Genomic DNA, 19,297 nt, shown 5'->3' with positions numbered 1-19,297 from the left:
AAAGAAACAAATGTTGCCGAAATAGCTCAGCTGGTAGAGCAACGCATTCGTAATGCGTAGGTCGCCGGTTCAAGTCCGGCTTTCGGCTCTTCATGATAAGGTAGCTATCGTAATGGTAGCTGCCTTTTTTTGTGTTGATAATACATACCATTTACATACAATTAACTCCTCGATAGGGCTCCAAGTTTAGATGTCCTACCTTTAATTCCGGACAGAAGAACGACCTCATGTCTACCTCCCCCCTAGATATATTCATTAAGTTTACCTTGCATTTAATAAGCCATAAGTTCTTTCCAATTCAAACGATTTAGTAACTTTGCATTATAGTCCGTCACACCTAAGGCGTTAGGTCACTGATGGAAGACATATTTAGTTAACGAAGTGCGTTTGACATATTATCCTATCGTGAAATCTCGACAATTTCAATCTCTAAGGATAATAGGCAAGAACGCCCTCGCTCGCTATGTTGTTATATACCTTTCCACATTGTGAAAGGACAATATACTCCATAGGGGCGTAGGGCTATTGTTTATTACTTAGAGATGGGCAGTCGAGAGCCTCACGATGGTAGTATTCAGTAGTTCCTGCGCCTTTTTTGTGTTTAATAGCTTACCAGAGGGAACTGGTAAGCAACTTTAAATTTTGTCTTATGGGATTATTCACTTTTGTAGAACGAATTTCCTTATTGTACGATTGTAGAGCCATTATGAAATTGATGGTGAAACTTCAAAGGTGTTCTGAGCCAGACAAGGTGGAATTATGCCTTGAGGTGGAGAAAAGGGTACAAGCCTTATCCTGTAAAGGCGATAAGATGCTAGATGCGGCTCTGAGCGTTATCATACCAATTCAAGGCAGGGATAACGACCTATATTCCTTCTTGCTAATAGTGAGGGAAGAGCTGGATTCATTCAGCAAATGTTGGTGTGCAGGTATGATCTGTTAGTACTATAAAACTGCAGAAAATAATCCGAAGATTATTTGTATAATAATCTTTGGATTATTAGATTTGTGCTGTCAACCCAAACGAGTATTAACGATAAATTTTAAGTCGATGACAAAAGAAGAGCGAGAGAAGCTCGTTCAACAAATGGAAAACCTAAAGTTGCTTTTTGAATTCCATACAGGGAATCGAGTAATAAAAGGAGATCCAGAGTTCGAGCAATATATCAATGATATTTTGGATATGATTGCGGAGATCGAAGAAAAACTAAAAAACTGAGTAATAAACAAGACCCCTCTTTTGGGGGGATAAAAATAATATATTTATGAGAGACTTATCAAAATTTTTACCAACTGCGGACATGCAGGCTGATTTTGAAAAGTTCCAAAGTCTGTCTCCCGAGGAGCGTGCGATGTTTCAAGAAGAGCGTGCCCGTAAGATGGAATCAATGCCCGGGGAAGAACGTGAGGCTTTTGTCGATTCTACTCGTGAAGGATTACGTGCGATTAAGAATGAATTGCAGGATGTTAAACTTGCTTTGGAATTAGGAGATGTCGCGAATGCAATCTCTTTGAGTTATATAGCGAAGGCTTATTTTGGAAAAAGTAAGAACTGGCTTTACCAGCGTTTAAATGGAAATAAGGTTAATGGTAAACCCGCTCAATTTACGGAAGAGGAACGTAAACGTTTTGCGGAAGCTCTGCTAGATTTGAGTAAGAGGATAAATGAAACTGCGCTTAAGTTTGCTTAAGCTCGAAGTGTTTGACAATAATTTTGGCCCTGCTTTATTTTAAAGTGGGGCTTTCTTGTTTTTCTCGTAAGGTTTCCTCATTTTTACATTGCACAATATTATTTTCTAGGTGTTGTAAACCAATTACAATTGGCCTTGATTTTATTGGGCTAGGATTAATAATATATTGTAGTTTCCCTTAAAAATAACCTTTATGCAAAATTATACACAACAGCCTTCTGTTTCAAGAGTTATTCCTCCTTCACAAAAAATAAATAAATGTGTGGGTATAGAAGAGTTTTAAACTAAATGCCGCATGTCTTAACTGATTACCCTGAATATGTGACTATGACAAGAGGTTGGCTGATACCTAATACACCAATACCTGCTAAGCCTCATAGAGAGTATCAATGACAAAAGGGAAACCCGTTGCTGGATATTCCCTAAATGTTTGATATATGCTAAATTGTGGAGCATATCGGACTCGAACCGATCACCTACAGACTGCCAGTCTGTCGCTCTAGCCAGATGAGCTAATGCCCCGTCTTGTTAATTCATGTGCAAATATAAGGCTTTTCTTGATATATGCGCTATCTTTGTATAAGAAATTTCAAGAGAAAGGAAAGAAGATGATAGTTTATAATACGACTTTTCATATCCATAAGGATATCGTGGATGAGTGTCTGGAATATTTGAAGAATAGTTATATACCGAAAGCCTCCGAGAGCGGTATCCTTTATAGTCCTTATTTGAGACGGATCTTGGATTCGCGGAATGAGGAAGGTGAAAGTTTTTCCGTACAGTTTCATACGAGGGATATCGATTCGTTGAATGAGTGGGTGCGTAAGGAAGGCGGAGCCTTGCAGCAAGATTTGATAGGACGTTATAAAGAGAAGATCGCTGGATTCTCTACCCTGTTGGAAGATATAGAGCTACCTAAATGATCAAGGACCGTATTATATTAGGCATAGACCCCGGTACGATCGTGATGGGATACGGAATCTTGAAGATCGAGGGGAATAAACCGAAGCTGGAAGCTATGGGAATCCTGCAATTGAATAAATATGAGGATCATTATCTCCGTCTGCGTAAGATATTCGAACGGGTCTTGGCCTTGATCGATCAATACCATCCGGATGAGTTGGCTATCGAGGCGCCTTTCTTCGGGAAGAACGTACAGAGTATGTTGAAACTCGGAAGGGCACAAGGAGTAGCGATGGCGGCGGCCTTGGAGCGGGATATCCCGATCTTCGAGTACGCCCCTCTAAAAATCAAGCTCTCGATCACGGGGAATGGAAATGCGGCGAAAGAACAAGTGGCCGGCATGCTACAACGCTATCTGAAGATACCGGATGAGTCTATGCTTCCGCAATTGGACGCTACGGATGGGTTGGCGGCGGCTGTTTGTCATTATTTCCAAACCAATAATCCGATCTCGGAAAAGAAGTATACGGGATGGAAGGATTTTATCGCTAAGAACCCCGGGAAAGTCCGCTGATATGAGCTTAAAAAACATAGTTATGAAATTCTCAAACCATAACTAAGGTTCAAAGAATTCATAACTATGTTTTTATTTAGCCTAAACTGACCTTATTCTTATACGATACCTTGAGCCATCATAGCTTTCGCTACTTTCATGAAGCCTGCGATATTTGCGCCTTTTACATAATTGATATATTCGCCATCTTTACCGTGAGCTACGCATTGTTCGTGGATTGCGCTCATGATCTGATGTAATTTAGCGTCTACCTCGGCGGCGGTCCATGAGATATGCATAGCGTTCTGAGTCATCTCTAATCCGGAAGTAGCTACACCACCGGCGTTGACAGCCTTACCCGGAGCGAATAATTGCTTATGCTCGATGAACAAGTCTACAGCCTCAGCCGTACAACCCATGTTAGAAACCTCAGCTACGCACAAAGTCTTGTTCTCGATCAACTTACGAGCGTCAGCCTCGTTCAACTCATTCTGGGTAGCGCATGGCAAGGCTATATCTACTTTTTGTTCCCAAGGTTTCTTGCCGGGATAGAAGGTAGAGCCCGGGAATTCGTCTGCGTAAGGAGCTACGATATCATTTCCGGAATTACGCAATTCCAACATATAGTCGATCTTCTCGCCGGAGATACCCGCCGGATCATAGATATATCCGTCAGGACCGGAGATAGTAACCACTTTAGCGCCCAACTCGGTTGCCTTTGTTGCGGCACCCCAAGCCACGTTGCCGAAACCGGAGATGGCGACCGTCTTGTCCTTGATATCGATTCCGTGAGTCTCCAACATTTGATGTACGAAGTAAAGAGCGCCGAAGCCGGTAGCTTCCGGACGAAGGATAGAACCTCCGAACTCCATGCCCTTACCCGTGAACGTACCTGTGTTCTCGCGAGCCAATTTCTTGTACATACCGTACATATAACCAACCTCACGGCCACCTACACCTATATCGCCTGCCGGAACATCCCTGTCCGGACCAAGATTACGCCATAATTCAAGAATAAACGCTTGGCAGAAACGCATGATCTCGGCGTCGCTCTTTCCTCTCGGAGCGAAATCGGAACCGCCTTTGCCACCACCCATCGGAAGGGTTGTCAAAGCGTTTTTAAATGTTTGCTCGAATCCTAAGAATTTCAAGATAGACAAGTTAACGGACGGGTGGAAACGGATACCTCCCTTGTACGGGCCGATTGCGTTGTTGAACTGAACACGGTATCCCAAGTTAACTTGTATCTCACCTTTATCATCTACCCAAGGCACACGGAAAGTGAAAATACGTTCCGGCTCAACTAGGCGTTCAATGATTTTCGCTTTCTCAAATTCCGGATGTTGGTTGTACACTTCCTCAATTGATAAAAGCACTTCTTTTACTGCTTGCAAATACTCCTTTTCTCCCGGATGTTTTGCCTCTAGCGCTGATAAAATAACTTCAGTCTTCATAGCATTTATATTCTTTAAAAGGATAACATTCTGTTGGCAAATGTAGGTAATTCTTTGGAATGACCAAGAGTTTCGCTTACTTTTTATCAGTGAAAACCTAAAAATCTTCAGTTAGAGTCAGAATGCGTACTTTCATGTTTCAATAGTTATTATTTTTCCTTACATTTGACTCGAATAATTCTATCAGAATCTATTATGAGCGGTATACCGAACTTAAAAGACTTGGTGTTCAGAGACACCCCGTTTGCCAATCTAATGAATAAGCGTATATATAATGTATTGCTTATCGCTACGAAATATGATTCCTTCATGCTGGAAGATGACGGGCGTGTAGATGAGCAGATATTTAACGAATATACTTCCTTAAGCCTCCGTTACCCACCCCGGTTTACGCAGGTGACTACCGAGGAAGAGGCTTTGAATGAGTTGAAGAACCGGAACTTCGAATTGATCATTTGCATGCCGAATATGGATAACCGGGATATATTCGCTGCGGCGAGCGAGATAAAGGTGCATTATCCGAATATCCCGATCGTTGTATTGACTCCTTTCTCGAAAGAGGTGTCTAAGCGGATCGCCAACGAGGATCTGAGCGCTATCGATTATGTGTTCAGCTGGTTGGGTAACTCGGAGTTGTTACTGGCGATTATCAAGTTGATCGAGGATAAGATGAACGCTCCGGACGATACGGCCAGCGTGGGCGTACAGATCATCTTGTTGGTGGAGGATTCCATTCGTTTCTATTCGTCCGCTTTGCCTCATTTATATAAGTTCGTGTTGGAGCAGAGCCAAATGTTCGCGAAGGAGGCGTTGAACGATCACCAGCGTACGTTGCGTATGCGGGGTCGTCCGAAGATCAAATTGGCCCGGAATTACGAGGAGGCGGTACGTATTTTTGATCAGTATCGGGATAATATGTTGGGTATTATCTCGGATATGAGTTTTATGCACAATGGCGTGAAAGATCCGTATGCCGGTTATAAGTTCGGACAGTATGTTCGGAAAACGGGTTTGATCATTCCTTTCGTGCTGGAATCTTCGGAGGCCAGCAACCATGTGTACGCGAAGGAACTGAACGCCTCGTTTATCGATAAGAATTCCAAGAGTTATCCGCAGGATTTGAAAAAGAAGATCATGCAGCGTTTCGGTTTCGGCGATTTCGTGATCTTGAATCCGCATACGAAAGAGGAGATCATGCGCATCAAGGATTTGAAAGACCTTCAAAAGAAAGTCTTTCAGATTCCCGACGACTCGCTGGTTTACCATCTCTCCCGGAATCATTTCTCCCGTTTCTTTTATTCCCGTGCCATGTTTCCGCCCGCCGAGGTTTTGAAGCATGTGGACGTGAGTGACTATAAGGATATGGATGAGGCCCGGAAATTGATTTTCGACTTGATCGTGCAATATCGCCGGATGAAGAACACGGGTGTCGTGGCGGTTTATCAGAAGGATCGTTTTGATGAGTATAGTAATTTTGCCCGTATCGGCGACGGTTCGCTGGGAGGTAAGGGTAGAGGTCTTGCTTTTATCGGTGCGATGGTGAAGCGATACCCTAAGCTGGAGAGTGATAATTTTGCTGTGAATATCCCGAAGACGGTCGTGATCTGTACCGATATCTTCGACGAGTTCATGGAGACGAACGAGTTGTATCCGGTAGCGCTGGGCGATGCGGACGACGAGACGATCCTCCGGTATTTCTTGCGGGCCAGCTTGCCCTCCCGTTTAATCGAGGACTTGATGGCTTTCTTCGATGTGGTGAAAAGCCCGATCGCCGTGCGTTCCTCCAGCCTGCTGGAAGATTCGCATTATCAACCTTTCGCCGGGATCTATTCTACGTATATGGTACCTAAGATCGAGGAGAAATACGATATGCTCCGTACGGTGAGCGACGCTATCAAGGCGGTGTATGCCTCTGTCTTTTATAAGGATAGTAAGGCGTATATGACGGCTACCTCGAACTTGATCGATCAGGAGAAGATGGCTATCGTCTTGCAAGAAGTGGTGGGCTCCCGTTATAATGATCATTTCTATCCGACGATGTCGGGCGTGGCCCGTTCCTTGAATTTCTATCCGATCGGTAACGAGAAGGCGGAAGATGGGATCGCGAATATCGCCTTGGGATTGGGTAAGTATATCGTCGATGGCGGGCAAACCTTGCGTTTCTCTCCCCGACATCCCCATAGCATCTTGCAGATGAGTACGATGGATTTCGCTCTTAGGGAGACTCAGACTCGTTTCTATGCCTTGGATTTGAAGAATATGGCGGAAGCCTTCTCGGTAGATGATGCCTTTAACTTGGTGAAGCTGGGCTTGAAGGACGCTGACGCTGAAGGTTCCTTGAAATATATTGTCTCTACATACGATCCGTACGATCAGATTATCCGTGACGGTTATTATCCGGGCGGTCGTAAGATCCTTTCTTTCGTGAATATCCTACAGCATGACGTGTTCCCGCTGGCGGATACGTTGGATCAGATCTTACGGATCGGGCAGCAGGAAATGGGCCGTCCGGTAGAGATTGAGTTCGCTGTCAACATGGACCCGTCGGATCATACAAGGGCGACTTTCTATCTGTTGCAAATCCGTCCGATCGTAGATAATAAAGAGATTATGGACGAGGATCTGAGCTTGGTGAAGAACGAGGAAACCATCCTTTCTTCTACCAGTGTTTTGGGGCATGGTATCGTTGGCGACGTACAGGATATTATCTATGTGAAGACGGGCGCTTTTAATTCATCCAATAATCAGTTGATCGCTTATGAGATCGAGAAGATGAACCGTTCGTTCACCGATCAGGAGAAAGGATACGTATTAGTCGGCCCCGGCCGATGGGGGAGCAGCGACTCTTGGTTGGGTATCCCGGTGAAATGGCCGCATATCAGTAACGCACGGGTGATCGTGGAATGCGGATTGGAGAATTATCGGGTAGACCCGAGTCAAGGTACCCATTTCTTCCAGAACCTGACTTCGTTCGGAGTGGGCTATTTTACGGTTAATCCATTTAAGGGAGATGGTTGGTTCGATGAGGCGTTCTTGAATGCGCAACCTGCCGTAGAGGAGACGGAATATCTTCGTCATGTACGTTTTGATGCTCCGATTACGATTAAGATGGATGGGAAGAAAAGTCTTGGCGTGGTGCTGAAATCTTGAGAAAATAACAATAGGCATTGTAAGGTGCTAACGATCGCAGTTGTTAGCCCTTTATAATGCCCATCGTTAGAGGCTTATAATGCCTATTGTACTGTTTTATAATGTTCGTAGCCATTCCTCGGCGGCGGCCAAGGTTTCCGGCTTGCCGATATCCAATAGTTTTAGGTTATCCGCCATATAAGCCCTGATATCGGTTTTGGCGCAAATAGCCAGATAGAAGTTAATGATAGAGAACTTTCCGGTCCATTCTTCCATCAGCTCCAATATCTTGGGCGAAAGTACGTGGATTCCGCTAAAGGCGTACTCGTTGTGTTGATCCGGGTCAAAATAGGGATAGTAAGATTTTACCTCGCCGGTCTCATGATTACGCCAACCACACAGTCTATTCTCCTTATTAAATAATAGATAACGTGAGGTATTGCGCTGGCTGACGAGTAAGGTAGCCAACGGGTTCGTTTGTACATGGGTATCGTATAGTTTCTTGAGATCCACGTTCGATAAGATATCGACATTATGTATCAAGAAAGGCTCGTTCCCGCATAAAAGAGAAGTGGCCTTCTTGATTCCTCCTCCCGTGTCCAGCAGATAATCGCTCTCGTCCGAGATTTCGATCCGGACACCGAAGTTGTTGTTCGCCTCCAGAAAATCCACGATCTGGTTGCCTAAATGGTGGATATTGATCACGATCTGGTCGAAACCGGAGGATTTCAGTTTCAGTATGACGTGTTCTAGCATCGGTTTGCCCCCGATAGGTATAAGCGCTTTTGGCGTGTGATCGGTTAACGGCTTCAGTCTGGAACCAGTACCGGCCGCGAAAATCATAGCTTTCATAATGTAGGGTTAAAGAGTTGTTCTATATTTTGTTCTCTATGTACTAAATGTACTTTTACTCCGAACTTGGTGTTAAGATGTTCCGCCAGATGTTGTGCGGAATAGACCGAACGGTGCTGTCCTCCCGTACATCCGAAACAAATCATCAAATTGGTGAATCCACGATCCATATATCGTTTTACCGAGGCGTCTACGATATGGTAGACATGCTCGAGGAAGTTCGTGATCTCCCCGTCATCCTCCAAGAACTGGATCACTGGCTCATCCAAACCGGTGAAATGGTTGTAACGCTCGTATTTACCGGGGTTATTTATCGCACGGCAATCGAATACGAATCCACCTCCGTTCCCGCTAGGGTCGTTCGGGATTCCTTTTTTATAGGCGAAGCTCATGACTTTTACTTCCAGCATATGTTTCTGGATATCGTCCGTGAATTGTTTCAACCCGGTAAGCTCACGAAGGACGGAGCATAAATAGGGGTATTCCGGATAGTCATTCTTCAATAACTGCCGCAGGTTCTCGATCGCGAACGGGACGCTTTGGATGAAATGAGGCTTTTTCTCGAAATACCCCCGAAAACCATAAGCCCCCAATACCTGCAAGGTCCTAAACAGGACGAAATGGCGCAGCTGGCTATGGAAGTAAGCCTCGTCTACCGGGATATATTTACGTAGGGCCGTGATATAATCCGATAGTAATTCATTCCTCAGATCCTCCGGATATTTCGCTTTCGCCTGCCAAAGGAAGGAAGCCACGTCGTAATAAACCGGGCCTTTTCGTCCACCTTGAAAATCAATGAACCAAGGCTCTCCGTCCTTTACCATAACATTGCGTGACTGGAAATCGCGGTATAGAAACGTGGCGGATGAACTGCGTAACAATACGTCGCTCATCTTCAAGAAATCATCTTCCAGACGGTTTTCTTGAAACTCCATCCCGGTAGCCTTTAAGAAACAGTACTTGAAATAATTCAAGTCCCAAAGGATAGACCGTTGGTTGAACTCGGCTTGCGGATGGCAATATGAGAAATCGAAACCGTCGGACCCCAAGAACTGGATGTCGGGGAGTTTGGTGATCGTTTTGTGTAATAAACGGCGTTCCTCCTCGTCGAATACACTGCTTTTACGGCCTTTCTCGATGGCGTTGAAAAGAAGCGTATCTCCTAAATCTTCTTGGATATAAAATGAATGGTCGTCCGAGCTGGCATATACTTGCGGTACGGGTAAGCCCTTCCCCCGGAAATGTTTTGCCATATAGATAAAAGCCTCGTTCTCCTCAATAGAAGTGCCACTAACTCCAATCAACGTCTCAGGACCTTTTATCCTGAAATACCGGCGGTTAGAGCCGGATGACGGTAACTCCGTTATTTCCTCTGCCGGTGATCCGGTATATGATTGGTATAGCTTCCTAAGTTCTTCTGTTATCATACTTATCGATTTACGGCACTAAGATACCGCTTTTTAATTGAAAATTAAGAATTGAAAATTGAAAATTGGGACTTCGTCGGAAATAAGAAAGGGGAATAGCCTCTCAAAGCCTATCCCCCTCGCTTATATGATCATCAATCTCTCCTCTCTAACTAATTTTCAATTCTCAATTCTCAATTTTCAATTACCTAGAGTATTCCTTGTGCCATCATAGCCTTAGCGACCTTCATGAAACCGGCTACGTTGGCGCCTTTCACGTAGTTTACGTAACCATCCTCTTGCTTTCCGTATTTTACGCATTGCTCGTGGATGTTTTCCATGATGCTCTGAAGTTTCTGGTCTACTTCCTCGCTGTTCCAGCTTAACTTCTGTGCGTTCTGAGTCATCTCAAGACCGGAAACGGATACACCACCTGCGTTAGCGGCCTTACCCGGAGCGTAAAGGATCTTGGCCTCAAGGAATGCGTCGATAGCTTCTGGTGTAGAAGGCATGTTAGCACCCTCGGATACGGCGAAGCAACCGTTAGCCAATAAAGTCTTGGCATCGTCGCCGTTCAACTCATTCTGGGTTGCGCTCGGCATAGCGATGTCACATTTCTCTCCCCAAGGACGAGCGCCTTGTACATATTTGCATCCGTATTGCTCCGCGTATTCACGGATACGGCCACGATACAAGTTCTTCAACTCCATGATATAATCCAGTTTCTCACGGTCGATACCATCCGGATCATAGATATAACCGTCGGAATCAGACATCGTGACAACTTTCGCTCCAAGACTGATTAATTTCTCTACCGTATATTGAGCCACGTTTCCGGAACCTGATACACAAACTACCTTGTCCTTGATGTCAATGTTGCGGGTTTTCAGCATCTGCAACAAGAAATATACGTTTCCGTAACCTGTAGCTTCCGGACGGATCAAGGAACCTCCGAACTCGATACCCTTACCCGTGAATGTGCCCGTATTCTCACGAGCCAATTTCTTGTACATTCCATACATATAAGCCACCTCACGTCCGCCTACACCGATATCGCCGGCGGGAACATCCGTGTCCGGACCGATATGGCGCCATAACTCAAGGATGAAGGCTTGGCAGAAACGCATGATCTCAGCGTTTGACTTTCCTCTCGGGCTAAAGTCGGAACCTCCTTTACCACCACCCATCGGCAATGTAGTCAGTGAATTTTTAAACGTTTGCTCAAAAGCCAAGAACTTAAGGATCGATTGGTTTACGGAAGCGTGGAAACGGATACCGCCTTTGTACGGGCCGATAGCGTTGTTGTGCTGGATACGGTAACCCATGTTCGTCTGGATTTGTCCCTTATCGTCCATCCAAGTTACACGGAAAGAGAAAATGCGATCGGGGATACAAAGGCGCTCGATCAAGTTGCTTTTCTCAAATTCCGGATGCTCGTTGTAAGCTTCCTCGATAGTCCCTAAAACCTCTGATACTGCTTGATGATATTCCGGTTCGTTCGGAAATCTTCTTTTCAAGTTGTCTAAAACTTCACTTGCCTTCATGACTGAATTTTATATTTAGAATGTTATACCATTTTGTTATCCGTACGCCGTTTGTTTAACGACGTGGCAAAGGTAAGCTAATTTTTGACACTAGCAAATAATTGAAAGAGAAAATGCATAAAAAATATCATTTAGATATATTAAGTTTGAAAAAACGACGAAATGTTATTCGTCTCTATGCTTGAAATTCTTATAGATCGGAACGAACACAATGATAGCGGAGGCTACAAGGGCAAATATGACGTCGAAATTGATCGTTTCGCTGTATACAAGCAGCATGTAGCATAAGACACCCCATAGTAAGGTGATACATACGGCTTGACTATTTGTTATCTTTCTGCGTGCCATTGATTACATTTGTTTAGTTTGATGAAATAAGCGATCCGAAGTAAATCACCAAAGCCAAAAAGACAGCTATGATGACGAATAGGATCATGATTTGTTTCTCTAAGGGATATTTTCGTAGAAAAGGGATATGACGTGCGAATCCGGCGACTTGTTCTACCGGTTCCGCTTGCTCGTCTTCCCGGGGTAGGTCGTAACCGCCTTCCTCCATGATCTTCATGGCTCGGGGAACGTCGCTTTCCAGAATCTCCACCCGTGCGCCGCCTACGTCTACGTAACCGGCCATGATCTGGCTGCTTAACTCATTGCGGAGATAACATTCTATCCCTTCTGACCTCAACAGGGCCATCAGCGGTTGGGCATCCGCCGGATAGGTGAACCGGGCTATTTCTACGATCTTGTCCATGGTATTTGTTTTTCTGCAAATGTAAGTAGACAATCACGAATTAACCGTGTTTTTTATTGTAATTTACTTTTTTTATACGTGAAAATATGAAACAGTATGATTTAGCGGAAGGTATGCGGATGTATATAGCCCGATTGAGAGAGCAAGGACGTTATTCGTCCGCCAAGAGTTATCAAGATGCCTTGAATTCATTCCTGCGTTTTTGTGGGCAGGAGGTGATTCCTTATACCCGTATCGACCGGGAAATGCTTTTGAGGTATCAAGACTATTTGCGGGACCGGGAATGCTCGTGGAATACGGTGTCTACCTATATGCGTAGGATTCGCCGTGTGTATGGGTTGGCGATGGAGAATGGGGAGGCTCCTTTTTCCCGTTATTTGTTCAAGGGGATTTTCATGGGAGTGAAAAGCAAACAGAAGAAGGCGTTGCCTACGGAATCCTTGCGTTTGTTGATGACCGCTCCGTTGGATGATTCGGGGCTGCGGAAAACACAGCGGGCATTGTGTTTGATGTTCTTGTTTTGCGGTATGGCGTTTGTCGATTTCGCTCATTTGAAAAAGAGTGATATCCGGAATGGTGTCTTGAGGTATAACCGCCAGAAGACGGGTACGCCGATGTTGGTCGAGATACAGCCTGTGGCCAAGGAGTTGTTGGCTGCGTTAATGACCGGCACGCTTCGGGATTCTCCTTATCTATTCACTTTCTTGAGTGGGACGAAAACGGGTGAAGAGGCCTTCCGGGAATATACCTCTGCCTTGGCTGATTTCAACAGTTCCTTGAAGGAACTGGCAAATGCCTGTGGTGTGACGGAAATGGTTACCTCGTATTCAATCCGTCACTCTTTCGCAACGACCTTGAAGGAACAGGGTGTACCGATCGAGATGATCAGCGAATTGCTGGGACACCAATCAATCAAGACGACGCAAATCTATTTGAAGAGCTTCTCTTTGGATAAGATGTCTGCGGTGAACAAGGCTTGCTTCGAGAGCATATATAATAATGTATCAAAGGTGGGGTAGGCGATCGGCTACTTGGGAAGTAGCGTAATCTTCCACGCCGCAAATTTAGTAAAAAACACCGAATAACAAACAATTTTTAGGCTTTGTGTAGGCTTTGTTTGTTTTCTAAATTTATCTTTCCTCGATTTTTCGTTTCTATTCGTGGTGTATGGACACGACAATGGAGACGAAACGACCTCATATTTCCTGCATCATCACGTCTCCCAAAAAAATCGTACGAACATCGTGTAGAGACGGGGCGTGCCCCGTCTCATCCCCTCAAATGGGTATTTTAAATTACTGCCAGATGGTGGGAGACGGAGCACGCTCCGTCTCTACAACTGGGTAATAATCATTTCCTATCTTTTACGCTACTTCCCAAGTAGCCGATCTTCCACGTCCCGATAGAAGAGATATTGACATGGTTTCTATTGCTTTAAAATTTTCGGGAATAGAAAAGAATATTTGATTTAAGTATTAGATTATCAGCGTATTAATAGAATGTGCTGATATGGCATTGAAGTATCTATGGGTCATGATCTTCCCCCTTTACCATTGCGTGATGTCCACACCGTAAGATGGTATGTATTATCTCTTCCCGCTTGTCACAAAGGTCCAGCCAAGGGTTTGGAGAAGGAGTTAGATCGCAGGGTGCGTTTGGGCGAGCCTACGTTCGATTTTTTCGCCCCCTCTTTCGTGGAGATGCATCGCCGTGAGGGGCGTTTGGTGGAGACTCACCGTCCGTTGCTCTACAATTATGTGTTTATCCGCTCTTCTGTGTATGAGATCTTTCGTTTGAAACGAGATTTTCCCTTGTATAATTTCCTGCCTAGCGTGGATGGCCGTGGCTCATATCCTTTTGTCTCCGATCGTGAGATGGAAAACTTGCGTTGGGTGGCCCGTTCTTACTCGGATGAGCTTCCGGTGTATGTGCCGGAAGCGGGTTATTTGCGTAAAGGAGACCGGATACGCATCACGGATGGTCGTTTCAAAGGTGTTGAGGCAAGTGTAGTAATACAGCCCGGTGTCGGCGAGCGGGAGGTAATGGTATGCGTGGACAACTGGATGTGGGTTCCTTTATTGCGTGTTCAGCCGGGCGAGTATGAGGTGATCAGCTTGGCCGAGGAAGGCAAGCATGTATATACCCGTTTGGACAATTCCCGGATACAAAATGGTCTTCATGAGGCGTTGGGCCGTCATTGGGGGGATGGTGGCGTTACGGCTATAGATCGTGAGCTGGCGACCGAGACCTTGCGTGCCTATGGAGAGTTACAGCTGGATTCTGCCGTGATGCGGTGCAAGCTCTATTCTCTCTTGTTGCCCGCCTATACGATACTAGGGGACGAGGAGCGGCAAAAGTCGTTGATCGGAACGATCGTCTCGTTCTTACCCTTGATTCGTGCGGAACAGTCGTTGGCATTATTACTACTTACGCTTTATGGTTGTACGGATAGTAGTATCTATTATTATCGTGCGCACGAGTTGATCGATCCGTGGAGCCGGGAATCCTCCCCGAAGAAGAGTAAATTATCCTTGATCCGTCGGTTAGCCGACTACGACCGCTGGCTAAAACACGTGGGAATTGAAAATTAAAAATTCAAAACATGCCTTCTCTTCCTTCTGGCATACGCTTGGTTACGTTACTAAACGAGCATCTGAGCGATATCATGGATCGTGAGCGCACGAACCGTACCTCGATCCATTTATATTGTACGGGTCCTTATTGGGTGGCTTTCGAGCGTTCTGCCTATCAGTTGTGTCTCACCTTCCCGGATAGCGAGATCACGCCGCTGCGCCTGTTCGCCTACCCGTTCCCAATCGTGATGGTGTCCGTGACGGATCGCTCGTTGCGTTCGTACGCCCGTAAACATATTTTGAGGCGGGACGAGACGGATTACGTGGTGCTGACCGTCCCCGAGTCCTCCTTGACTGACTACCGAAGATGGCATGCCGGTGAGGTGGAGGGCTTGCCCCAGCTGACATGAACCAAAAATTTTATTCATGATGAACCTTTTTTCTAAACTCTCAACGTGGTATTTCTCAAGGAAAGCGTTGCCGTATTGGAGCATTATCCTGTTGGATTGCTTGGTGATCCTGTTTTCAGGCTTGCTGGTATATGCCTTGAATAACGGGATCTTCGCCACGATGGGCATCTTTTGGCACCTGTCGCTCACGTGGGGTGTTTGCCTAGTGCCTTATCTGGTGGGCTTTAGGCTGTTCCGTACGTATTCGGGCATCATTCGTTACTCTTCCTTCGTGGATTTGCAACGGGTGGGCTTCGCCGTGCTGTTCGGTGTGGTTTGCGTGGTGACCTTCCAAGAGTTTACGGATTTTTCGCCTTACTTGGTGTATATCCGTAAACGAGACCTTGTGCTATCCTCCCTGCTGGCGATGAGCTTGATGTGGGCGATGCGTGTGTTCGTGAAGTATTTCTACGTGACGACCTTTCGCCAGTCGAAGGCTGAGCGTGCCTTTATCTTCGGCGTGAAGCAGGGCGGTATCAGTTTGGCGAAGAGCATCCAGAACCAAGATCCCGCACAGTACGTGCTGGCAGGCTTCGTCTCGGAGGCCGGGAACATGCAGAATCGTATATTGATGGGAGTGCGTGTGTACCCTTTCGATGAGGAGCTGATCGATGCGATGCGCCGGGAGCGGGCGACGATCCTTTTCGTCTCCCCCTTGAAGAGCGACTCCATCCGGGAACAGCCGGATATGGTGGCCCGTTTGGCGGAGGCGGGGATCAAGATCTACGTGACCCCGGCGGCGCAAGAATGGGATGGCAGGAGCGATTTGACACATACACAACTCCGGAAGGTTGAGATCGAGGATCTGCTTCCCCGGGAAAAGATAGAGATAGACATGGAGGCGGTGGGCCGCTTGCTTCGTGGTCAACGCATCCTGATAACGGGAGCCGCCGGCAGCATCGGTGGCGAGATGGTGCGCCAGATCGCCTCGTTCGCTCCGGATCGCTTGATCTTGGTAGATCAGGCGGAAACTCCCTTGCACGACATCCGCTTGATGATGGCGAGGGATTGGCGGGATATCAACGCCTATACCTTGGTGGCGGACATCGCTAACAAGTCTCGCATGGAGGAGATCTTCTCGGAGCATCGCCCCGCCTACGTGTTCCATGCGGCAGCTTATAAGCACGTTCCGATGATGGAGGATAATCCTTGTGAGAGTGTGGGTAACAACGTGGACGGTACCCGTGTGATCGCCGACTTGGCCGTGAAGTATGGCACGAGGAAGTTCGTGATGATCTCCACGGACAAGGCGGTGAATCCCACGAACGTGATGGGTTGCTCGAAACGTATCTGCGAGATTTACGTGCAGAGCCTCGACAAAGCGATCAAGGAGGGCCATGTGGAAGGCGTGACGCAGTTCGTTACGACCCGCTTCGGCAACGTGCTGGGTTCTAACGGCTCCGTGATCCCATTGTTCCGTGAACAGATTGCCAAGGGCGGTCCCGTGACAGTGACGCATCCGGATATCATCCGTTTCTTCATGCTGATCCCGGAGGCCTGCCGGTTGGTATTGGAGGCGGGTACGATGGGTAACGGTGGGGAGATCTTCGTCTTCGACATGGGCAAACCCGTGCGTATCATCGACTTGGCGAAACGTATGATCCAGCTTTCGGGCGCCAAGAACGTGGGGATCCGTTTCACGGGCCTTCGTGCCGGCGAGAAGCTGTACGAGGAGGTACTGAACGACGAGGAGATCACGCTGCCTACCTTCCATCCGAAGATCAAGATCGCCAAGGTACGGGAGTACGATTATGATACGGTTTGCCAAGATATAGATGAACTCGTCGGCCTAGGCCGCTCGAGGGACGATATGGCCATCGTGGGCAAGATGAAGGCGATCGTCCCCGAGTTCAAAAGCCGGCACTCTAAGTACGAGGTCTTGGATGGATAGCTTGTCGTTACTTTTCTCTTGAAAGAAAAGTAACCAAAAGTTCAAGGCTTAACCGGACGGGCTACTCCGAGACCTACGCTCGCTGTCGCGTCCCAACTCGCTTCGCTCAGACAGGGACGCTCCTGCCGCTAGCTTCGGTCTCTCCGCTTTACGCCCGTCCGCTTAGGCCGGATGTAGAGCCTTCCGGCTCTGTGAGGAGGTCTCACATCCCCCTCTTTTGTAAGTATTATATTATGTATATGATATGCGCACATGTACTTAAATGTAAAGAGGGATGTGAAGAGTGAGAGCCAACTTTAAACTAGAGCATCTGGCAGGCTTGTAGTCCGAATGCTCCGGCGATTGTGGTGGCCACGGCAATGATGACTTTTAAGATAATGCTCCAAACGCTCTTCTTAGAGGTTTCCGGAGCAGGATAGGTTTGTGTGATCATGATGGTTGAATTTTTGATTTATAATTTATGAATTGAGAATTAAAATACCACGGAGGATATAAGAGGAAAGCGACGCTTTCCTTTGGACGGCCTCAGCGGACGGGCGTAAAGCGAAGAGACCGAAGCGAGCGTCCGGAGCATCCCTGTCTGAGCGAAGCGAGTTGGGATGCGACAGCGAGCGTAGGTCTCGAAGTAGCCCGTCAGCGTCAGCCTTGACCTTTTGGTTACTTTTGGGTCAAGCCAAAAGTAACACTAAATCTCGTCAGGCGACTCGGAGTCCGAGGAGCCGTTCTTACCGGAGATATCCACTGTTGTCTTACCGGCCTTCTGGGCCTTGATGACGGCGGCTTGGGCGGCCCGGGTGGGGACGAGGTTGAACTTGAGGCCTTGGAAGATGACTTGAAGTTCCTCGCCGGGGACGAACTGGATGTTCACCCCCTTGATATAGTCGGAGGTGAACAGGTCGGCACTCGGCGCTCCCCCGGAATTGATCTGGAGGCGGAAGGCGCCCAGATCGCCGAAATCCACCTGCTTGCCAGCTTTCAGACCTTCCAGCATGCACTCGGTGGTGGCGATGAGCACGGCCGAAACGTCAGCTTGGTGCACCGTACATTTACTCGCTATCAGGGTAGATAGCTCTTTTAGACTGAGCTCGCCGTTGGTTTGCGCCTTGGCGTAGGCTTTCTTGGGTTCCTCTTTTTTCAACGGGTTGCCCATCATGGCAATGGAATAGTTTAATGACATAATCGTAAGATATTTTAAGTGATACATAAAGAACTTGGGGGATGATGAGTTGAGTTCTCACGCTTGATGACTTGGCTTTTCGTGCTCCTTGATTTAAGTCTTCGGTTTGAAAGACTTAAGTCAATTAGGCGACTTTTCTTTATCGATAACCTGACAGCGAAGGTTGCCGGGTACGTAAGAGATATGGATCCATCGGGCGCCGGGCTCTAGAATGAGCTGAGTGAACTCGAGTCCGCACAGCTCGTGCGTCTCTTGTATCAGTCGGAACAAGAGGCGATGATCATCTGGAGAGCCGGCTATCAGGTCGGCGGCGCAACCGAGGAGGTGGTGACTGTGCTTGGCTCCCCCGATAAGGATGTTCAATTCGGGGCAGCGATAGCCGCTACTGATGACGATGGGGCTGCCCCAGACCCGCCGTAGCGGGTCTAACAGCATTTCCACTAGGATCGTGACCATCCTCCGGGCCACCGGGGTGAGGCTGTTGTCGATCCCGTCTCGCCGGGCCGTGGCGGAGTCTTCAAACTCTTGATAATTAAAGTAGCGCATAGGGGACAAGGTTGATGTTTTTGTTTCTGTAGCAAAGATACGATAGGCGGAAAGCCCGGATATACCATTTGTTTCCACCTATTCGCTCTAGGAGAAGAATTTTAGGGTTCCCCTAAAAAATCATAGAATATCTGTACTTGCTTCGGCGTGATGGAGCGATCTTTCGAGTGATAACCATGACGGATAAGGGCCTCTTTCAGTCCTTTCACGTCACGGATATATCGGTTCAACTTATGCAAAGCGTTCGAAGGGGTGCCTGTCAGGCAATATTGACGGGCGAGATCTATTTTTTTCATCTGTATTGAATTTTAAAATGACTATAGGAGAGTTTCAAGTTTCAAGGTTTCATGAACCCTCTTTCCTCACACACACGTACGT

General features: G+C 46.8%; 20 protein-coding genes and 2 tRNA genes. 11 read left to right on the top strand and 11 right to left on the bottom strand.

Translation table 11 applies throughout. From position 1 onward, the window contains the following. Positions 1-15: 15 nt before the first annotated feature. From DWX33_RS11840 to DWX33_RS11830, 4 genes are all read left to right on the top strand, one after another. Positions 16-88, top strand: a tRNA-Thr gene (locus DWX33_RS11840). 561 nt (positions 89-649) lie between these two features. Then, positions 650-943, top strand: coding sequence for a hypothetical protein (locus tag DWX33_RS11835; protein ID WP_122377459.1), 294 nt, complete (start codon positions 650-652; stop codon positions 941-943). A 108-nt stretch (positions 944-1,051) separates the two neighbouring features. After that, positions 1,052-1,219 (top strand): hypothetical protein, encoded by a 168-nt coding sequence (locus DWX33_RS22560; RefSeq protein ID WP_008772584.1) that lies wholly within the window; start codon positions 1,052-1,054, stop codon positions 1,217-1,219. Positions 1,220-1,265: 46 nt separating this feature from the next. Further along, positions 1,266-1,691 carry a DUF5053 domain-containing protein gene (locus DWX33_RS11830; RefSeq protein ID WP_008772583.1) on the top strand — a complete coding sequence of 142 codons (426 nt, stop codon included), beginning with the start codon at positions 1,266-1,268 and terminating at the stop codon, positions 1,689-1,691. Positions 1,692-2,139: 448 nt separating this feature from the next. Here DWX33_RS11830 and DWX33_RS11825 read toward each other — a convergent pair. After that, a tRNA-Ala gene (locus tag DWX33_RS11825) sits at positions 2,140-2,213 on the bottom strand. Positions 2,214-2,299: 86 nt separating this feature from the next. On the opposite strand from DWX33_RS11825, the gene DWX33_RS11820 reads away from it, so the two are divergent. Both DWX33_RS11820 and ruvC read left to right on the top strand, forming a co-directional pair. Continuing rightward, entirely contained in the window at positions 2,300-2,614 is a 315-nt protein-coding gene (locus tag DWX33_RS11820) for a DUF4286 family protein (protein ID WP_005868538.1), read from the top strand. Next, complete coding sequence (gene ruvC, locus DWX33_RS11815; protein ID WP_005858764.1) at positions 2,611-3,168, top strand: crossover junction endodeoxyribonuclease RuvC; 558 nt, start codon at positions 2,611-2,613, stop codon at positions 3,166-3,168. The genes DWX33_RS11820 and ruvC overlap by 4 nt, the downstream gene beginning before the upstream one ends. A gap of 98 nt (positions 3,169-3,266) precedes the next feature. Here ruvC and gdhA read toward each other — a convergent pair whose 3' ends face one another. Next, positions 3,267-4,601 carry an NADP-specific glutamate dehydrogenase gene (gdhA, locus tag DWX33_RS11810; RefSeq protein WP_005868539.1) on the bottom strand — a complete coding sequence of 445 codons (1,335 nt, stop codon included), beginning with the start codon at positions 4,599-4,601 and terminating at the stop codon, positions 3,267-3,269. Between the two features lie 195 nt (positions 4,602-4,796). Between gdhA and DWX33_RS11805 the strand changes: the two genes are divergently transcribed. Next, positions 4,797-7,751 carry a PEP/pyruvate-binding domain-containing protein gene (locus DWX33_RS11805; protein WP_121961432.1) on the top strand — a complete coding sequence of 985 codons (2,955 nt, stop codon included), beginning with the start codon at positions 4,797-4,799 and terminating at the stop codon, positions 7,749-7,751. A gap of 96 nt (positions 7,752-7,847) precedes the next feature. Here DWX33_RS11805 and DWX33_RS11800 read toward each other — a convergent pair whose 3' ends face one another. From DWX33_RS11800 to DWX33_RS11780, 5 genes are all read right to left on the bottom strand, one after another. Next, complete coding sequence (locus DWX33_RS11800) at positions 7,848-8,582, bottom strand: nucleotidyltransferase family protein (RefSeq protein WP_121961431.1); 735 nt, start codon at positions 8,580-8,582, stop codon at positions 7,848-7,850. Further along, a complete protein-coding gene (locus tag DWX33_RS11795) occupies positions 8,579-10,009 on the bottom strand; it encodes an RNase adapter RapZ (protein ID WP_005868544.1) in 1,431 nt (476 codons plus the stop codon). The genes DWX33_RS11800 and DWX33_RS11795 overlap by 4 nt, the downstream gene beginning before the upstream one ends. Positions 10,010-10,197: 188 nt before the next feature. Then, on the bottom strand, positions 10,198-11,532 hold the full coding sequence (locus DWX33_RS11790) for an NADP-specific glutamate dehydrogenase (RefSeq protein ID WP_122380458.1): 1,335 nt from the start codon (positions 11,530-11,532) through the stop codon (positions 10,198-10,200). A gap of 165 nt (positions 11,533-11,697) precedes the next feature. Then, positions 11,698-11,880: a hypothetical protein gene (locus DWX33_RS11785; protein ID WP_005858749.1), complete on the bottom strand. Its 183-nt coding sequence runs from the start codon at positions 11,878-11,880 to the stop codon at positions 11,698-11,700. Between the two features lie 13 nt (positions 11,881-11,893). Next, on the bottom strand, positions 11,894-12,283 hold the full coding sequence (locus DWX33_RS11780) for a DUF2007 domain-containing protein (RefSeq protein ID WP_005858748.1): 390 nt from the start codon (positions 12,281-12,283) through the stop codon (positions 11,894-11,896). An 86-nt stretch (positions 12,284-12,369) separates the two neighbouring features. Here DWX33_RS11780 and DWX33_RS11775 point away from each other — a divergent pair, with 86 nt between their 5' ends. The 4 genes from DWX33_RS11775 to DWX33_RS11755 all read left to right on the top strand — a co-directional run bounded on the left by DWX33_RS11775 (position 12,370) and on the right by DWX33_RS11755 (position 17,196). Beyond that, positions 12,370-13,302, top strand: a complete 933-nt coding sequence (locus DWX33_RS11775; protein WP_008772578.1) for a site-specific integrase — start codon at positions 12,370-12,372, stop codon at positions 13,300-13,302. A gap of 507 nt (positions 13,303-13,809) precedes the next feature. Further along, the gene (locus DWX33_RS11765) at positions 13,810-14,874 is read left to right on the top strand and encodes a transcription termination/antitermination protein NusG (protein ID WP_009017042.1); all 1,065 of its coding nucleotides are present in this window, start codon (positions 13,810-13,812) and stop codon (positions 14,872-14,874) included. An 11-nt stretch (positions 14,875-14,885) separates the two neighbouring features. Beyond that, entirely contained in the window at positions 14,886-15,266 is a 381-nt protein-coding gene (locus tag DWX33_RS11760) for a hypothetical protein (RefSeq protein ID WP_122380457.1), read from the top strand. A 16-nt stretch (positions 15,267-15,282) separates the two neighbouring features. Further along, positions 15,283-17,196 (top strand): nucleoside-diphosphate sugar epimerase/dehydratase, encoded by a 1,914-nt coding sequence (locus DWX33_RS11755; protein WP_122380456.1) that lies wholly within the window; start codon positions 15,283-15,285, stop codon positions 17,194-17,196. A gap of 301 nt (positions 17,197-17,497) precedes the next feature. On the opposite strand, the gene DWX33_RS22385 is transcribed toward DWX33_RS11755, so the two are convergent. From DWX33_RS22385 to DWX33_RS11735, 4 genes are all read right to left on the bottom strand, one after another. Continuing rightward, positions 17,498-17,629, bottom strand: coding sequence for a smalltalk protein (locus DWX33_RS22385; RefSeq protein WP_005868555.1), 132 nt, complete (start codon positions 17,627-17,629; stop codon positions 17,498-17,500). A 252-nt stretch (positions 17,630-17,881) separates the two neighbouring features. After that, the gene (locus DWX33_RS11745) at positions 17,882-18,373 is read right to left on the bottom strand and encodes an HU family DNA-binding protein (protein WP_057326604.1); all 492 of its coding nucleotides are present in this window, start codon (positions 18,371-18,373) and stop codon (positions 17,882-17,884) included. 120 nt (positions 18,374-18,493) lie between these two features. Next, the gene (locus tag DWX33_RS11740) at positions 18,494-18,919 is read right to left on the bottom strand and encodes a D-Ala-D-Ala carboxypeptidase family metallohydrolase (RefSeq protein ID WP_008779379.1); all 426 of its coding nucleotides are present in this window, start codon (positions 18,917-18,919) and stop codon (positions 18,494-18,496) included. Between the two features lie 101 nt (positions 18,920-19,020). Further along, entirely contained in the window at positions 19,021-19,215 is a 195-nt protein-coding gene (locus DWX33_RS11735) for a DUF4248 domain-containing protein (RefSeq protein ID WP_005868558.1), read from the bottom strand. Positions 19,216-19,297: the final 82 nt, after the last annotated feature.

It is taken from the genome of Parabacteroides sp. AF19-14 (assembly GCF_003635485.1).
Lineage (GTDB): Bacteria > Bacteroidota > Bacteroidia > Bacteroidales > Tannerellaceae > Parabacteroides > Parabacteroides distasonis.
The sequence above is the reverse complement of the archived record's forward strand: the minus strand, read 5'-3'. Positions and strand labels throughout refer to the sequence as shown.

Bases quoted from the DNA above. Each gene is read 5' to 3' on its own strand.
- DWX33_RS11835 (WP_122377459.1), top strand. From the start codon at position 650: ATGGGATTATTCACTTTTGTAGAACGAATTTCCTTATTGTACGATTGT.
- DWX33_RS22560 (WP_008772584.1), top strand. From the start codon at position 1,052: ATGACAAAAGAAGAGCGAGAGAAGCTCGTTCAACAAATGGAAAACCTA.
- DWX33_RS11830 (WP_008772583.1), top strand. From the start codon at position 1,266: ATGAGAGACTTATCAAAATTTTTACCAACTGCGGACATGCAGGCTGAT.
- DWX33_RS11820 (WP_005868538.1), top strand. From the start codon at position 2,300: ATGATAGTTTATAATACGACTTTTCATATCCATAAGGATATCGTGGAT.
- ruvC (WP_005858764.1), top strand. From the start codon at position 2,611: ATGATCAAGGACCGTATTATATTAGGCATAGACCCCGGTACGATCGTG.
- gdhA (WP_005868539.1), bottom strand. From the start codon at position 4,601: ATGAAGACTGAAGTTATTTTATCAGCGCTAGAGGCAAAACATCCGGGA.
- DWX33_RS11805 (WP_121961432.1), top strand. From the start codon at position 4,797: ATGAGCGGTATACCGAACTTAAAAGACTTGGTGTTCAGAGACACCCCG.
- DWX33_RS11800 (WP_121961431.1), bottom strand. From the start codon at position 8,582: ATGAAAGCTATGATTTTCGCGGCCGGTACTGGTTCCAGACTGAAGCCG.
- DWX33_RS11795 (WP_005868544.1), bottom strand. From the start codon at position 10,009: ATGATAACAGAAGAACTTAGGAAGCTATACCAATCATATACCGGATCA.
- DWX33_RS11790 (WP_122380458.1), bottom strand. From the start codon at position 11,532: ATGAAGGCAAGTGAAGTTTTAGACAACTTGAAAAGAAGATTTCCGAAC.
- DWX33_RS11785 (WP_005858749.1), bottom strand. From the start codon at position 11,880: ATGGCACGCAGAAAGATAACAAATAGTCAAGCCGTATGTATCACCTTA.
- DWX33_RS11780 (WP_005858748.1), bottom strand. From the start codon at position 12,283: ATGGACAAGATCGTAGAAATAGCCCGGTTCACCTATCCGGCGGATGCC.
- DWX33_RS11775 (WP_008772578.1), top strand. From the start codon at position 12,370: ATGAAACAGTATGATTTAGCGGAAGGTATGCGGATGTATATAGCCCGA.
- DWX33_RS11765 (WP_009017042.1), top strand. From the start codon at position 13,810: ATGGGTCATGATCTTCCCCCTTTACCATTGCGTGATGTCCACACCGTA.
- DWX33_RS11760 (WP_122380457.1), top strand. From the start codon at position 14,886: ATGCCTTCTCTTCCTTCTGGCATACGCTTGGTTACGTTACTAAACGAG.
- DWX33_RS11755 (WP_122380456.1), top strand. From the start codon at position 15,283: ATGATGAACCTTTTTTCTAAACTCTCAACGTGGTATTTCTCAAGGAAA.
- DWX33_RS22385 (WP_005868555.1), bottom strand. From the start codon at position 17,629: ATGATCACACAAACCTATCCTGCTCCGGAAACCTCTAAGAAGAGCGTT.
- DWX33_RS11745 (WP_057326604.1), bottom strand. From the start codon at position 18,373: ATGTCATTAAACTATTCCATTGCCATGATGGGCAACCCGTTGAAAAAA.
- DWX33_RS11740 (WP_008779379.1), bottom strand. From the start codon at position 18,919: ATGCGCTACTTTAATTATCAAGAGTTTGAAGACTCCGCCACGGCCCGG.
- DWX33_RS11735 (WP_005868558.1), bottom strand. From the start codon at position 19,215: ATGAAAAAAATAGATCTCGCCCGTCAATATTGCCTGACAGGCACCCCT.